Origin of the sequence: Fibrobacter sp., assembly GCF_045112255.1 — a bacterium.
Lineage (GTDB): Bacteria > Fibrobacterota > Fibrobacteria > Fibrobacterales > Fibrobacteraceae > Fibrobacter.
Genome location: NZ_JBGUHR010000015.1, coordinates 13,162 through 29,210, shown reverse-complemented (window position 1 = coordinate 29,210; position 16,049 = coordinate 13,162). Strand labels below are relative to the sequence as shown.

The following is a 16,049-nucleotide window of genomic DNA, read 5'->3' as shown; positions in this document are numbered from 1 at the left end:
TTCCTTGAAACTGGGCTTTCTTTTTGTCTTATTTTTATGTATTTTAAATAAGCAAAAAGGAAGAATTTGGGTATGAGAAAGTATGCTTTGGAAGTCGTGTCTAGCCTAAAATGGATTCTGAAGGTCGTGAGGGGCTTTCTGTGGCGTTCTAGAAAGGCCCTGCTGCTGATTGTTTTAGGCTTGCTCTTGAACGTGGTCCCCGCAAAGCTTGCAATTTTCTTTGGCATACCGCTTTTTCTGGATTGTCTGGGGACGGTGCTTACCGCCATGCTGGGTGGGTATTTGCCTGCCGTGATTGTCGGCTTTGGCGTGAACGCCATTAACGGGATCGCCGAGCCTGTTGCCATGTATTATGGCGTCTTGAGCATCTTTATTGCGGTTGTCGCGACGTTCCTTTTCCGTCGCGGTTTTTTCAAGAGCATCTGGAAGCTGCTGGTTCTCATTTTAATCTTTGCGATGATCGGCGGCGGCATTGGGTCGATTTTCACCTATGCACTATACGGCTTTAATTTTGGCGAAGGGATTTCGGCGCCGTTTGCGATTGCGTTCCATGACCTGATGCACTGGGACCGTTTCACTTCGCAGCTCTGTGCCGATGTCGTCATTGATGTTTTTGACAAAAGCGTGATTGTTTTGCTGTCGGCGCTCATCTACCACTTTATTCCAAATCATGTCAAGGAATATTTGAGCGAAGTTAATTTTGCACGGGGCAATTCTGCGGAAAAGGCTTCGTTCAGCAATTCCCTTCTGAACAAGGTTGTCCTGATGGTGATTGTCGCCGAGGTGCTTCTGGGCGGGCTTGCAAGCACAATCGGGCTGTTCCTGTATCGCGACAATTCGATCAACGACTATATAAGTACCGCGCGTGGAGTGACGGAGTCGGCGTCGATCGCGATTGATGCTGAAAGGGTGGATGAGTATATTGCGCGCGGCCATGAAGCTGAAGGTTATGACCGCATAAAGAGGATTCTTGAACAGATTCGGAAGAGCTTTCCGCATACAAAATACCTCTATGTCTACAAGATCATGGAAGACGGCTGCCATGTCGTTTTTGACTTGGACGTAGATGGCGAGGCGGAGGGCGAGCCTGGTTCCGTACTTGAATTTGATCCGTCGTTCTTGCCTTATCTGCCAAAGCTTTTGAATGGCGAAGAGATTGAGCCGATTATTTCGGATGACCAGTTTGGCTGGCTTTTGACGGTTTACAAGCCTATTCGGAACGCTGCCGGGAAAACGGTTGCCTACGTGGCTGCAGACGTTTCCATGGAATCTATTGTCCGCGATGAGGCGATGTTCTTTATCAAGCTCCTGTCGCTTTTCTTCGGGCTTTCGATTATCATCATGATGATTGTTTTCGAGCTGATGAAGCGCGGGATCGTGATTCCTGTGAACAAGATGTCCTATGCAGCGCAGAAGATTGCTGGGGCGACGATGCGCGCGAACTATGCTTTGGACATGGGCTTTGATCTGGACCTTTCCCGTATGCGGAATTCCGTGAACGATGTCGCAAGTCTCGGGATCAAGTCCAAAGATGAAATTGGGCAGCTTTACGACTACTTCAATGCGATGACGGATGACACGTTCAACTTTATCCAGAAGGTGCATGACCAGAACCAGCGCATCCAGCGCATGCAGGAAGTCATTATCATGGAATTTGCCGAGATGGTTGAAGCGCGCGATAAATGCACGGGTGACCATATCAAGAAGACGGCTCAGTATGTCGAGGCCATTGCGAAGGAACTTCAGTCCGAGGGGCAGTTCAGGGGAATCTTGACGGATGCCTATATCCACAAGCTCAAGCAGGCCGCTCCGCTCCATGATATCGGAAAAATTGCGGTGTCCGACTTGATCTTGAATAAGAACGGAAAGCTTACGGATGAAGAATTTGCCATCATGAAGAACCACACGACCGAAGGCGGCAAGATCCTCCAGAAAATCGTCGATGATGCAAAGGGCGCTTTCGATGCCGACTACCTGAATGAATCTATTGAAATGGCTTGCTATCACCATGAAAAGTGGGATGGCTCTGGATACCCGAACCGTCTCAAGGGCGAAGAAATTCCTTTGTCTGCAAGAATCATGGCTGTGGCCGACGTATTCGATGCGCTCATTGCCGAACGCGTTTACAAGAAAGGCTTTAGCTACGAAAAGGCGATGGCGATTATTATGGAAGGGGCGGGTAGCCACTTCGACCCCGTTGTCGTCGAGGCGTTTACGCATATTTCCAAGAGCCTGTACGACGCAAGGACGAAGCTTTCGTCCGAAGAAAATCCTGCAAAGTAAAAAAAAAACAGGCCCCGGCGAACCGGGACCTGCTTATGGCTACAAGACAATTATTTTTTCGGAATCGGCTTTATTGGGTTAAGCTGTTCCGGGATAGGCTTGGGAACCGGGATAGGCCTGATCGAAATGGACGGGGTCAAGCTTGTTGAACCGTTTGATATTGTTGCCCCGTTGTAGCGCTCGATAGCCGTGAAGACTCGCTTGAATTCGGCAAGTTCCATCAGGAACGTGCCCCGTGACTTTTGAGGGTTGTTGTTGCCATCGACGAACCTGTAGATGTCCTTAGTCCCTCTGTACGTGTTGTTTGCGCTAACCGTATTTGCGACGCTCCAGCTGCTTTGGTAAACGTGGGTGTTGTTCTTGAGCTTGTTTGGGTTACGTCCATGCGGGTTGCGGAGAATGACGTATTGCTTGTTGTTTATTGTTGTGCGGCCCAGGAGCGAATATACATGGTAGGTGTATAGGCCCATATTTGTATAATCTGCTTCGGTCCCTACTTTGGGGGCGCTGATGGATGCGCATGAAGGTTTCGTATCTGCGTCTCCGGCGAGGCTCCAGATCTGCGACGTGGTGAGGTTTGACAAATATTTTGTTTCGACGTCTTCTGTATGGAGAATCACCTTGAGGGAGTCTTCTGCGTTTCCGTAATGGATCAGCCCGTCCATGTTTGGGTAGTCCGAAGTGCATCTTTCGAGGAACTTGGCATACGCCTTTTCATAAACGGCCGGCCAGCAGGAATCGAGCTTGGACTTGTCGCCTTTCACGAGGCCTTCCAGCTTTTCCTTTGGCCCGGATGCACCGTAGTTGTAGCCGCTTGCGTTGACAAGGACTTCTTCGGAAACGACGATGGTCTGCTTTGTCTTCTTGGCATGACTCCATGCATTTGAAGATTCGTAAGTGCCGTTAGGCACGTAGTATTCGATGGCATGCCACGGAGTTTCGTCCTGGATGCCTTCGCTGTATTTGAACCTTAAGCCGGTGACGTTCTTGATCAGGAACGGGTTGACGAAGGCGACGGAGCAGAGCGCGGCGAGGTAGTAGCAGTCCGCAATGCTGTTTTGGCAAATGTCGTACCAGTGTACGGTTTCGTTGAAGTAGTAGCCTTTGTCTTTCCAGGACATGCCTTTGGGCAGATAGACGGCGTCAGTTGTTGCTGTGATTTCGCCGCTCTTGATTTTCTGGTTGATGACCTTCTGGGATTCCTGAACGTTCATCAAGATGCTGACAACATTTTTGCGCTTTTGCTGGAATGTGAGGCTGCTTGCCGATTTCAGGATCTTTGCGCTGTTCTGCGGCCTTGCAATCTTCGTCATGAGCGTTTCGAGGCGCTTCTGTGCGACGTCCTTCGAAAGGATCTTGATCGTGCCTTTGGAATCTTCTTCGGCGAAGGGGCGGAGAATCGCGTTTATGTTGTTCAGGTAGCCTGCTTTTGTCACGCCGAGGCATTCTGCGAGCGTTTCGATTTCGTCTTTCTGCTTAGACCAGTCGATTTTTGTTCCTTCGATAAATTCGGCGATACTGAACGGGTCCGGGCATCCAATTGCGTTTAATTTTTCTTCCATTGTAAATCTCCTGTATAAATCTTTGTGTGGTTGATGGTTGTCATGGGATGAGCGAGGTCAGGCCTTCGTCTATTGCGGGACCGTCGTAGTAATACACGTCTTCGAAGACGCGCTTGAATTCATTGATTTCCATCAGGAATGTTCCACGTGATTTTTGCGGATCGTTGTTGCCATCGACGAACCTGTAGATGCTGCTTACGCCGCGGTAGGTGTTTGTCGGATTGGCGCCATAGTTGTATGTCCAGCTGTCGTGATAGACCGCCGGGTTGTTTTTGATAGCGGCGAGGTTACGGCCGTGCGGGTTGCGGAGAACGACGTATTTCTTGGAGTCTTTCATCATGATGACGTCCAGGAATGAATAGACGTGGCCGATGTAGAGGCCCATATCCATGTACTCTTGTTTAGTTCCGGCTTTGGAATAGTAGACTTGTTTTCCCTTATCCCAGTAGCTGTGAATGGAAACGCATGTCGGATTGCTGTGGGCTTTAAGGCCGATATCCCAGATTTGATTGACGGTCAGGCTGCCCAGAGATTTTGTAACAACGTTTTCAGTGTGGAGTATTTCCTTGAGCGCTCCGCCGCCATTGCCGCCGTTGATTTTGCCTTTCAAGTCGGGATAGTCCGAGGTACATTTCTCGAGGAACTTGGCGTAGGCTTTTTCGTAAACGGCTGGCCAGCAAGAATCCATTTCTGATTTGGAAACGTTTTTTATAGCTGCTCCCGATTTTTCCTTAGGTCCGCAGACACCGTAGTTTTTTTCGGTTTTTTCGTTGACGAGAAGTTCTTCAGAAACGACGACGGTTTGTACGGTTCCTTGTTTTCCAGACCATGCTTGATTTGATTTGTAGGAGCCGGTCTTAGGAACGTAAAAGTCGATTGCATGCCATGGGGTGTCGTCTTGGATACCGTTTTTGTACCTTAGGGCGACGTTGTTCTTAATCCAGAACGGGTTTGCGTAAACAACGGAACAGAGAGCCGCGAGGAAGTAGCAGTCGCCAATGCTGTTTTGGCAAATGTCGTACCAGTGGGCGGTCTCGTTGAAGAAGTAGCCCTTGTCTTTCCACGTCATTCCTTCTGGCAGGTAGACGGAATTGTTACTGTTGGCAACTACAATTCTGTTTGCTTTTATTTCTTGTGCTAATTTTTTTTCCGTCACCTGTTTGTTGAGCAGGACGCTGATGACGTTTTTGCGTTTTTGCGCTGGCGTGAGGGCCTTTGTGGAGGCTGCCTTTGCCAAAGCCTTTTGCGGTCTTGCGTTATTTTTCAGGAATGTTTCAAGGCGTGTTGTAGCTTCGCTTTCTGAAATTGCAGTGAGTTCGCCTTTTGAATTGATTTTTACGAACGGATTCAAAAGAGTAAATGAATCTTTTAAAAATGCTTCTTTCGTGACGCCAAAAATTTCGGCCAATGCGTCGATTTCGTCTTTTTTCTTAGACCAGTCGATTTTTTTACCTTCAATCAATTCCGCAACACTGAATGGGTCTGGGCATCCGATTGAGATTTTTTCTTTATCCATTATTTTTCTCCTGTGTAAGATAAAATGCAAAACAGTTTTTATTGTTACGAAAAGCTGTTATATGATACAAAATAACAAGCTGTTATACAGAATGGAGTAAATAATGGTTTACGTTGTTTGTGGCGAATGTGTGGAATAGTTGTTACTTGATTGTACTTGTTTAAAATTCTATAAATTTTTTGAGAACAGAAAATAGTTAAATTGATTTATAAATAAAGAAATTATATTGTATATGTTGTCTGCTTTTTGAGAATAAAAGATATAAGTTTGTTTGAAAAGTACGTGGCAATGCTGTAAAAAACTTTTTTCAATGGTGTATTATTCCTAAAATAAATTATATTCGGCAAAATTTGTTAAAAATGCGGCCTCTTTGGGAAGCCTTACCGCCATCTAAAGTTCGAACTCTGGAATGGCGCCCAGGGCTTGCTGATTGCCGGATTTATCTCTTGATGCAGGCCGTTTTGGCCCTTTTGCTTGATGAATTGCCGTTTTTTTTCTATATTCGCGGTCGCTAAAGAGCCTGGTTAGTTCAGATGGATAGAACGAGTCCCTCCTAAGGATTAAACTCGCGTTCGACTCGCGAACCGGGTATAGCAAAAGGGCCGCACATTGCTTCATTGCATGTGACGGCCCTTTTCTCTTTTTGAAGTTCTTAAAAGTCTGCAGTCTTTAAAAAGCTTTTTAAAAGAAATGCGCAGAAATATGGGAATGTGTAAATATTATTGGTGAATCCAACATTCCCATGAATGAACTTGATGCCGCGGACGATGTCTGGGTAGGCGTCGCTTTTTATTAAAGTCGTGAGCGATTTTGCGGTGCCGTTGGTCGCTTTGACTTCTACTGGGACAAGCGACTTTTGGGTGCGTACAAAAAAGTCCTGTTCAAGTGTGGAATTTTCTTTTTTGTAATAAAATAATTCATAGCTTTGCTTGCTTAGTGCTTCGGCGACGATGTTTTCGTATAGTCCGCCTTTATACACGTTCATGTTTTTGTTGCTTCGGAGATCTTCTTGGGCTTCATCATCAAGACTTGCGACTAGGAGTCCTGTGTCCTTGAAGTAGATTTTATACTTGTTTTCCTCGTAGTTTCCTTTTAGGGGGAGGCCGGGTGTGTGCAGGCAGTGGCATAGGTTGATCATTCCTGCGTCGCTTAGCCATTCGATGCATCCCCAGTAGTCCTTGAATTTGGCGCCGGATGCGACTTTGGATATTTGAAATTTTTTGTTTTCTTTGGCAAGCTGTATGGGAATGTGGTTGAATACGTTCAGGACTCTGGTTTTATCAATTCCTTCAACGTATTTTTTTATGTCCTCTTTGTAATCGGCTAGCAGCTCTTTTTGTAACTCCAGGGAACCCTCGAAACTTTTCTTTTCGATAAATGTTCTGACAACTTGGGGCATTCCGCCTAAAATGCAGTAATCTAGGAACAGGTTTTCGAATACCTTTAACGTTGTCTGGTTAAATGGAGTCACTGAGACCATATGTGAAAGTAGGTCGTCGGTGGTTTCTTGTGCATAGCCCATAGCCCAGAGAAATTCTTCGAAATCGAGCGCCTGCATCGGGAATTCGGATTTGTAACCCACGCTGTTGCTCTCGATTTTCTTGTAATTGATTCCGAGCATGGAACCGCTGCATATGACGTCAAAGCGTTTGTCGATACAGAACGATTTAAGTGCGGTTGCGATTTCTGGGTAATCTTGAATTTCGTCGAATAGAATTAGGGTTTTGCCCTCGATAAATTTTTTTGTAGGATCAATTCGGGAGATGTTCATTATGATGTCTTGAACATCGTAACCGTCTTCGCATATGTTGGTGTATTTTTTCTCTAAAGCGAAATTGATATTGATGAGGTTTTCGTAACTTAATGCGAAATGCAAAACGGACTCTGTTTTGCCAATCTGTCTTGCGCCCTTGATGATCAAGGGTTTCTTGGGTTCGGAATTTTTCCAGGATATTAAAAAATCGTCAATTTTACGTTTTAGGTACATGCTATTAATATAGTCAAAATTTTACGAAAAGACTAAAATAATGGCTACTTTTTGATGGATGTATCTAAAATATGAGCGAGTTTTGACTAAAAATACCTAAAACATGAGTGGGTTTAAGCGTCACCTTTCTAATGCGTCGAGAATCGCGGCAATCAAGAATCGCGCGACTTTAGACGAGTTCCCCGCGGATGACTTCCACGCTGTCGCCGACGAGGCTCACGACGTTTGTCGGGTTGATTTCGATGTTGCCGCAGTCCACCATCATGTCTACGGAATGCTGGAACGTTTTCCAGAGTTCGTCTGTCTCGTAGATGTCGTCGTCGCTGAGCTTGGCTGCGGTGCTCAAGATGGGCTTGTCAAAGTGCTGGAAGAGTTCCTTGAAGAACGGGTGCGTCGGAATGCGGATGCCGATTTCAGGGCGCTTGACGTCAAGCTTGCGCGCAATGTGCGGGTCGGCGGGGAGGATGAATGTGTACGGGCCGGGAACACGCTGCTTGATGATGTTGAACGCAAAGTTGCTCACGTGGGCGTAACCAGAGGCAAAGCGGATATCGGGAACGATGAGTGCCATGAAGAATTTTTTCATGGGCTTCTTCAGGGCGTAAAGCTTGTGAATGGCTTTGGAAGATTCGGCGTTGCAGCCGATGGCGTAGCCGGATTCAGTAGGGTAGAGGACGAGACCGTCTTTTTCGAGGATCTCGGCGGCCTGCTTGACAATGCGCGCTTGCGGATTTTCAGGATGTACTTCGAGTCGCATATTATTCTTTATCTGTATTTTCGCTTTTTGGAGGAATAATATACAAAAAAAGTCGGGAAAAAGCTGTGACGAAAATCGCGTTAAATCCTTGGGAGGACTTCGTTTGCTTCGAAGGCGTTTTTGTAGTGCGCGAACTGGAGCGGTTCTTGGTAGGCGCGGGTGCTCAATACGTCGAAACGGCATGGCGTGTCGAAGCCTTTGGGCGCGATTGCATTTTGCGTTGCCAGAAAGTGGCAGGCGGTCTGCCAAATTTTCTTTTGCTTGAGGGCGTTCACGCGGGCGGCCGGATTCCCTTCCTGGTTGTTCCAGACGGACTTGACTTCGACGAATACGAGAGTTCCGTTATCGCGGGCGACAATGTCGAGTTCTCCGCCGTGGTAAGCGTAATTGCGGGAGACGATTTCATAGCCTTCGCGCATCAAGAACGCGACGGCCTGCGTCTCGATAAAATTTCCCTTTGACTTATTTTGTGATTTTTTAGAAATCATGTGCTCCCCTTTTAATTGCTATTTCAGGACTTTACTGGATCCTTCTGCCCTGTGGGCTTCAGGATGACACTGTTGGTTTTCATTACGTCATTCTGAGGGCGAAGCCCGAAGAGTTGGGGCTTTAGCCCAATCCAATAAAATCTTGTTTCATAACTCAAGACTTTACTGGATCCTTCTGCCCTGTGGGCTTCAGGATGACAAGTGTAATACTAGAAATAACTGGACCCTTCACTTCGTTCAGGGTGACGGTGATGCTACTTCACTTCCATCCCAAGGAGGCGAATCTCGGAGATGGCGTAGTCGTCGTTGTCGGCTTCGTACACGTCTTCGAGATAGAATCTGAGTTCTGTCGTTTCTACAGCCTGGATGTTCGGGTACTGCATGCCCCTGATATTCTCAAGCTTAACGCGCTGCTTGAACCCGTCCTTCGTCTCGATGGTAAGCGTGTGCGGCTTCTTGAAAATGCGGAAGCGGTCGCCGAAAGCGTCGTTGACGGACTTCTGGTAGCCGATTGCGATACCGATGTTCGTGATGAGCGTATTCTGGTCGAAGTACATGGCGAGTACTGGATTTAGTGGCTTGAGCGGCATCTTGTTGAGCCAAGCGGTGGTCAGGTCGCCGTCGGTCAAGTTCGAAAGCGGGTAGCCCTTCGACATTTCGGGTTCGATGGCTCTCGTTTCGTAATTCGCGATGACCTCGCTCCATTCAACTTCGTGCAGCATGTTCTGCGGCTTGTGCGTGAACATGAGGAGCATGAGCAAAATCACGATGAGCGGGAACAGCACCGAGAACGCCACGATTATGAGCTTGTGCGGAGTCATGTTGCTGCCGAATCGCTTGGCGGCTTCTGCAATCGAGGGCACGTTGCGGTGGCTGCCGGTCTTGCGACCGAGACTTGAATTCTGGTGCGGCGTGTCGCGCTGCGGGAATACCTGATCGCATTCGTCCAAGAATTCCTGCATGTCGTGGAAGCGCTCGTTCAGCTTTTTCTTGAGGCACTTGAGGATAAGCGCCGAAAGTCCATCCGGGATATCTTCGCGGAAAAGCTCCGGAGCCGGAGGCGGTTCCTGCACATGCTTGAGCGCAATTTCTACAGGGCGGCTGCCTTCGAACGGCAAACGCCCGCAAGTCATTTCGTAAAGGATCACGCCCATGCTGTAAATGTCGGACTGGAGCGTAACCTCGTCACCGTGGCACTGCTCGGGCGACATGTATTCGGGGGTCCCCATCGTCATGCCGGTGCGGGTGAGGCGTTCCTTTTCCATCTCCTGGATGTACGAAATGCCAAAGTCCATGATGTAGACGCGGTTGTCGCGCGTGAGCATGATGTTCGAGGGCTTCACGTCACGGTGGACGATGCCCTTGCTGTGCGCGTAAAGGAGGCCGCGTGCAATCTGCTTGATGATGACTTCGATGGCTTCAAACGAGAGCTTGCTCTTGTTCTGCAAAATTTCGGCAAGCGAAATACCTTGCACGTAAGTCATCGCGATAAAGAGCTGCTTGTCCTGCTGGCCAAAGTCGAACACGTGAACGATGTTCTGGTGGTCGAGTTCCTTCATGGCTTGCGCTTCGAGATAAAAGCGCTTGATGGCCTCTTCATCGGAGGTCGAGTCGAGAATCTTGAAGGCGACTTCGCGCTTCAGCTTTTTATCGAGGGCCTTGTAGACGTAGCCCATTCCGCCTTTGCCGAGCGTTCCCAATAGTTCATAGTTTTCGTTAAAGGGGTACGGAAAAGTTTGCGGTTGTTCTGGACGTATCATCTTGGCTTCTTTAATTTGTGTAGTAAAATTGCAGTAACAATATAGAAACTAAGTGCGATGGCGATGGCGAAAATCGTGTTGAAAATGTCGTCTTTTCGTTCCAGCAAAATGTTGAGGAGTGAAGCTTGATTGTAGCGCGACCAGATGATGCTGGAGAGGGCGCGGCCAATGGGCTGCATTTGGTCGAGCGGCACGAGGGCGCCTGCGAGCGCGACTTGCGGGATGATGAGCAGCGGCAAGAAGGCGTTTGCCTGGCTCGTATTTTTGGAAAGTGTACTTGTGAATAGCCCGATGGTGGTTGCGGGGATGGCGATGCAGGCGAAAACGCAGGCGATAAGCGCAATTGGGGGGTGGGGGGTAATGCGACTACTGATAAACGCATAGACAATGGCTGTCTGCATCATCGTGAAAATGATGGGGAGTGTGCATTTGGCTGTAAGCGTCGAGAGTGCGGAAACGCCTCGGCGGAACTTGTCGCGGAGAATGTCTTTCTCCTGTACGATTTCACGGATGGAAAGCGAAAGCGCAAACCAGTTCGCACAAAGGATAATCGCAAAGGCTACGGTCCAGAGCGAACTTTGGTTAGAGAAAATCTGCGAGAGCAAAAATCCGATAATCGCGGGCTGCACAAAAAGCGCAGCAATGCGGCCCTTGTCGCGGAACCACTGCTTCAAGGTGATGCGCACGGTGTAGGCAAAATTGCGGGGGAGCCTGGTACGTTCAAAGTAATATTTGGATGCTTTCTTTTTGACGCTGTTCGGGCTTTCGATTGCTTTAGATGCTGCTCGAAATTCTGTTCGAGATGCGCACCACTCGGCTGATTTGCTTTGCGTGATGCTCGTGAGGAGTGCTTGCGGGTCGTTCGTGTTGAAGTGCGTGTAGGCCGCCTGAACGGTCCCGAAGAACGCTTCTTCGCCCTGGTGCAGTACGAGAATTTTATTTGCAATCTGCAAAGCTTCGTAGCTGTGCGTTGTGAGGATGATTGTATGGCCGAGGAACGCTAGCTGTTTGAGGTGCGTACAAAGGATTCTCGAATTGTACGGGTCAAGACCCGAGAGCGGTTCGTCGAGAATCACGAGTCCCGGATTGCCCATGAGTTCTCGTGCGAGCGCGACGCGGCGCATTTCGCCGCCGCTGAGCGTCTTCACGAGGTTATGCTTGCGTCCGCTCAGCCCGAAAAGTTCGCAGAACTTTTCGAGTCGCGCCAGTGCATCTTGCTTGAAGTTCTGAACGTCCATCGACGAACGCGCACCGTCGAGAATGGTTTCTTCGACGGTCAGCTCCGGGCGGAGCGGCGGGTCTTGCGGCAGAATCGCGATGCGCCTGCGAATCTCGTTTTTGCGGTAATCGACACCGCCGATGTGCACTATGCTCTGCTTGTCGCAACTGTTGATGCCTTGAATCATCTTTAAAAGCGAAGACTTGCCTTGTCCGGAACGCCCAATAATCGCAAGAATCTCGCCGGCGGGAAGTTCGAAATCAATCCCCTTTAATAATTGCTTTTTGCCTGCGAAAACATTCACGTTTTGCGCGAAAACATCAAAGCCCGAATTTTGCGATTCAATCAATAAATCATTATTGCGGAACCCGACTACGGCCGATTCAAAACGGCTCGCGTCACCGTTTGCAATTGCAATCGTTCGCGTACGTTTGCCGCTCTCGTCTACAATCGCTTTTGCGAACTTGATCTCGGCACTTCCAGAACTGCGTGCATCTCGGCTCGCAATCCCGCGGCATTTCGCTTTCCCGATTCCGGGTATTTCAATTTCTCTCCATTCCGTCGAGAGCGTTACGGTCTGCATATCGCTTTCCGCTTCACGCTCCATGATCAAGAGCGTCAAATCCGCGCCACGGAGCGTCGCCCGCAACTGCCTCGGCCCAATGTGAATCACGTCGCCGTCGCTAATTGCTGCGGTCGTCACGTCCTTCCCGTTCAGCATCGTGATGCTGTTCTGGGTCAAGCTTTGCAAGATCCATTTGCCGTCCGTAAAATTCAGAACCGCGTGATACCTCGAAACCATCAGGTTATCGAATTGCAAAACGTTATCCGATTTGCGCCCGATGGTAAACGGCTTTGACGGGTCTGGATTGACGAGGCGGAATGGGAACATCGCAATTCCTTATTACGAGAGTTCCTTCACGAACGCTTCAAAGCGGTCGCAAGCTTTTGCGAGATTTTCGTCGCTTGCCGCATACGAGAATCGGACGCAGGTGTCGTCGCCAAAGGCGGCGCCAGGCACAATCGCAAGGCCCTTGCTTTCCAAAAGTGCGCTGCAAAAATCAATCGAGCCTGCAATTACCTTGCCGTCCGGAGTCTTTTTGCCGTAGTAATCGCTCACCGGAGCAAACAGGTAGAATGCACCCTCGGGTGCGCGCGGCTTGGTTTTCAAGAACGAAGTGCGTTCAAGCATGTAGGCTCTGCGCTTGCGGAATGCGGCCTGCATGGCGTGAACATTGCTTTTGTCCATGTTGAGTGCACCGAGGGCGGCGTACTGTGCGACGTTGCTCGGGTGGTGTGTGGCCTGTCCCTGAATCTTGCCGATAATCTTTGCAATCGGAGCGGGGGCGGCATCGTAACCGATTCTCCAGCCGGTCATGCAATGCGATTTCGAAAAACCGTTGATTACGATTGTGCGTTCGGCCATTCCGGGGAATACCGCTGCACTTGTAAATTCCGTATCGTAGACAAAGTATTCATAAACTTCGTCTGAGATGCAGTAGATGTCCTGCGCGACAATTTCCTTTGCTAACGCTTCAAGTTCGCTCTTGCTGTAAACGGCGCCAGTCGGGTTGCACGGATTGTTCAGGAGAATCGCCTTTGTGCGCGGTGTACATGCCTTGCGCAAGTCATCCGCGTTGATCTTGAAATTCTTTTCAATGCCCGCTTCAACAAAAACGGGTGTGCCGCCGAGCCACTTCACAAGTTCCGGATACGTGACCCAGTACGGGGCCGGGATGATCACTTCGTCGCTTGGGTTGATGAGGGCGGCGAGCGCGTTGAACACGGCATGCTTTGCACCGCTTGTCATGATGATTTGCGATGCATCGTAATGGAGGCCGTTTTCTTCTTCCAATTTTTTGGCGACTGCCTTGCGCACGTCGAGAATCCCGACGGGTGCGGTGTAGCGTGTCTTGCCTGCGCGGATAGCTTCGATAGCTGCATCTTGAATGGGGGTTGGCGTTCCAAAATCAGGTTCGCCTGCGCCGAGACTCACGACGTCCTTGCCGTCTGCGATCATCTGTTTTGCCATCGTGTCGATGGCGACGGTGAGCGATGCTGCAATGTTTTGCGTTCTATCGGAAAGCGATTTCATTTGTGGGCTTCCTTTTTCCTTTGTTTTCTCAGGCGGTATTGGTCGAGAGAGCCTGCGATGAGGGGGAAGATGGTGAACTGGGCGATGAATATGCAGATAAGCCCTGTCAACGAAACATAACCCATGCTGCGTAGTCCCGGATGGGATGAAATGAGCATGCCGTATGTACCGATGAAGGCCGCCATCTGCGAAAGAAAGATTGTAAAGAATTTATCCCTTAAAATAGTAAGCGCCGTTCCATTTTGTTTTTCGTAATATGCCGTGAAAAACTGGAGCGAACCGTCAACGCTTGCGCCAATGAGAATCGGGAAAATGAGGGCGCTGTACGCCGAAATCTTGACATCAAAGAAGTTGAGCGCCGCAATGAACCAGCATGCCGCAAAAACTGAGGGGAGGGCCGTGAACAAGGCGCGGCTTAAACGGTTGTAGTAAACGAGCATGAACAGGAAGACCAGAACGCCTCCGATTTGCAACGGCCTTCGGATGTTGTTCGTGATGCGGTCGAGGAATATGGCGCGCGTGATGGGGCTGCCTGCAATTTGGTATGTTCCGTTGTCGATTCCTTCAATCTGGTGGAGTTCCTTGTACAGCTTGGTGCACTCGCTGCCGTAGTTCTCCTGGATATTGCTAAAGATGAATGCAAACCTTCCTTGCTTGCCGTGCTTGTCGCGGAATTTTTTGGCAATGTACTCGGGCGGCTCGAAGTCGTCTGTTTCGTCGAATTCTAGCGCCTGTTCTACTTTTTCGAGATTTTCCAGCTCGCTTTTCGAAAGCGCTGCGCGAAATTCCTTTGTGATCAAGTTGTGCAGCTGGCGGAGCTTTTCCATTTTTTTCTGCTGCAAGTTGGGGGAGAACTGCGCAAGCGTAAACAGGGAATTGACGGTCGAAAGTTCTCCGTCGTTCTTGAGCTTGGTAAATTGCTCCAGCAGGTTCTCGCTTTCTGCGCTTTCTGGAATCATCACGATTATGGGAGTCTTGTTCATGAATCCCGTTTGCGCAATCAGCGAGTCGATGGTTGCATTTTTGTAGTTGATTTCTGTTGCCGAAAAGTCGTTGCGGATGTGAACTTTCGTTCCTCCGAAGTAAAGCCCCACAAGGCTTGCGACAATGATAATCGAGAAGATAATCCAGTTCACCTGGTTTGAAAGCATGTAGATTCGGTGCTTGCGGTGGATCAGGGCATGCGTTACCGTGAACGGCTTTTTTCGTTGGGTCACCTGCAAAAGTGCGGTTGAGAAAAGGAGCGTCATTGCCCAGTTCAGGATGCAGCCTGTAGATCCGAGAACGCCTAATTCCTGGAGGCCTGGTAACGGAATCAGGATGAGGCTTGCAAACAATGTGGCAAATGTAACGCTGGATGCGGCTGTCGAAGGGCCGATGCCGAGTAGGGCGCTTTCGATGCTGAGCTGCGGACTGAGTTTCTGTTCGCGTTCCAGGAAGTATCGGTTGAGGACGTGGTTGATAATTTGCAGCGCCTGTCCGGGGAGTACAATTGCAAGCAAGAGCGTAAACAGGTTGATGCGCCCGTAGAACATGTAGGAGCATGCCATCGTCGTGAAAATCGGTGTCGCGATAGGCAATGCCGAAATGAGGATCAGCTGCGGTTGCTTGTAAAAATTGAGGATGAGAAGCACGAGAATGAGAACGGTCGTTACGATGCCGACCATTTTCGCTTCGGGCAGGAGCCGCTTGCCGGTCTGGATGGATTCGTAGACTTTCCCGGCGTAGTGTATGTGCAAGTCGCTTGGCTTTTCTTGTTTTTGAAGCGCTCTTTGTACGGTATAGTATAGCTGCCTATTTGCCTGTAAATCGGAAATCGAGTGTGACGGGTAAATCTCGATAATGCGGATCGTGCCTGTTTTGTTGGAATGGCTCACGGAGAGCTTGTCGAAATATTTCTTTTCGAGATCGCTCAGTAGCTGTGCGCGCTGTTCTGCCGTTGTCTGCGTAATCGAATCAATCACGCTTCTTAAGTCGATGTACAGCGGATTGCTCTTTAATATGTAGTCGCGCTTGAGTTTCTCTATGCGGTGAACCATGATTTCGATATCGCTTTCGCTTGCGTAGAGAAACTTGTTCTTTCTGTAAAAGTCGATATCGGTTTCAAAATCTGCAAAATGGACGGATGGATCCTTCTGCATTTGCTCTGCGAGATTCTTGGCAATGCGGTAGTTTGCGCTTGAATCCTCGGACTGGAGTATGACAATGAGGCTGCCAAGTCCTCCGAATTCATCTTCGATTTTTTTGACATTGCTCGGTTCGCGAGCGCTGGTGATTGTGTCCTGTAGCTGTAAATCCCATCGCAAGTGCATGATGGGGTAAATGCTCAACACTCCTATCGCCAAAAAGACAGTAAGGACTATTTTGGGATAGATCGCTATT

General features: G+C 49.0%; 10 protein-coding genes and 1 tRNA gene. 2 read left to right on the top strand and 9 right to left on the bottom strand.

Annotated elements, in window-relative coordinates; genetic code table 11:
* Positions 1–72: 72 nt before the first annotated feature.
* Positions 73–2,283: an HD-GYP domain-containing protein gene (locus tag ACJMM9_RS01060; protein ID WP_405323055.1), complete on the top strand. Its 2,211-nt coding sequence runs from the start codon at positions 73–75 to the stop codon at positions 2,281–2,283.
* A 50-nt stretch (positions 2,284–2,333) separates the two neighbouring features.
* Here the strand turns inward: ACJMM9_RS01060 and ACJMM9_RS01055 are convergent, their stop codons facing one another.
* Both ACJMM9_RS01055 and ACJMM9_RS01050 read right to left on the bottom strand, forming a co-directional pair.
* Positions 2,334–3,845 (bottom strand): C2 family cysteine protease, encoded by a 1,512-nt coding sequence (locus ACJMM9_RS01055; RefSeq protein ID WP_405323053.1) that lies wholly within the window; start codon positions 3,843–3,845, stop codon positions 2,334–2,336.
* Positions 3,846–3,885: 40 nt separating this feature from the next.
* Complete coding sequence (locus ACJMM9_RS01050; protein WP_405323051.1) at positions 3,886–5,361, bottom strand: C2 family cysteine protease; 1,476 nt, start codon at positions 5,359–5,361, stop codon at positions 3,886–3,888.
* Positions 5,362–5,879: 518 nt separating this feature from the next.
* Here ACJMM9_RS01050 and ACJMM9_RS01045 point away from each other — a divergent pair.
* Positions 5,880–5,952, top strand: a tRNA-Arg gene (locus ACJMM9_RS01045).
* Positions 5,953–6,013: 61 nt separating this feature from the next.
* On the opposite strand, the gene ACJMM9_RS01040 is transcribed toward ACJMM9_RS01045, so the two are convergent.
* The 7 genes from ACJMM9_RS01040 to ACJMM9_RS01010 all read right to left on the bottom strand — a co-directional run bounded on the left by ACJMM9_RS01040 (position 6,014) and on the right by ACJMM9_RS01010 (position 16,000).
* Complete coding sequence (locus ACJMM9_RS01040) at positions 6,014–7,348, bottom strand: ATP-binding protein (protein ID WP_405323049.1); 1,335 nt, start codon at positions 7,346–7,348, stop codon at positions 6,014–6,016.
* Positions 7,349–7,517: 169 nt separating this feature from the next.
* Positions 7,518–8,105: an L-threonylcarbamoyladenylate synthase gene (locus tag ACJMM9_RS01035; RefSeq protein ID WP_405323048.1), complete on the bottom strand. Its 588-nt coding sequence runs from the start codon at positions 8,103–8,105 to the stop codon at positions 7,518–7,520.
* An 80-nt stretch (positions 8,106–8,185) separates the two neighbouring features.
* On the bottom strand, positions 8,186–8,593 hold the full coding sequence (locus ACJMM9_RS01030; protein ID WP_405323046.1) for a YraN family protein: 408 nt from the start codon (positions 8,591–8,593) through the stop codon (positions 8,186–8,188).
* A gap of 254 nt (positions 8,594–8,847) precedes the next feature.
* On the bottom strand, positions 8,848–10,353 hold the full coding sequence (locus ACJMM9_RS01025; protein ID WP_405323044.1) for a serine/threonine-protein kinase: 1,506 nt from the start codon (positions 10,351–10,353) through the stop codon (positions 8,848–8,850).
* The gene (locus ACJMM9_RS01020; protein ID WP_405323043.1) at positions 10,350–12,464 is read right to left on the bottom strand and encodes an ATP-binding cassette domain-containing protein; all 2,115 of its coding nucleotides are present in this window, start codon (positions 12,462–12,464) and stop codon (positions 10,350–10,352) included. Before ACJMM9_RS01020 ends, ACJMM9_RS01025 begins: the two co-directional genes overlap by 4 nt.
* Before the next feature lie 12 nt (positions 12,465–12,476).
* Positions 12,477–13,667 carry a pyridoxal phosphate-dependent aminotransferase gene (locus ACJMM9_RS01015; protein WP_405323042.1) on the bottom strand — a complete coding sequence of 397 codons (1,191 nt, stop codon included), beginning with the start codon at positions 13,665–13,667 and terminating at the stop codon, positions 12,477–12,479.
* Positions 13,664–16,000: an MMPL family transporter gene (locus tag ACJMM9_RS01010; protein ID WP_405323040.1), complete on the bottom strand. Its 2,337-nt coding sequence runs from the start codon at positions 15,998–16,000 to the stop codon at positions 13,664–13,666. Before ACJMM9_RS01010 ends, ACJMM9_RS01015 begins: the two co-directional genes overlap by 4 nt.
* Between the last annotated feature and the right edge of the window lie 49 nt (positions 16,001–16,049).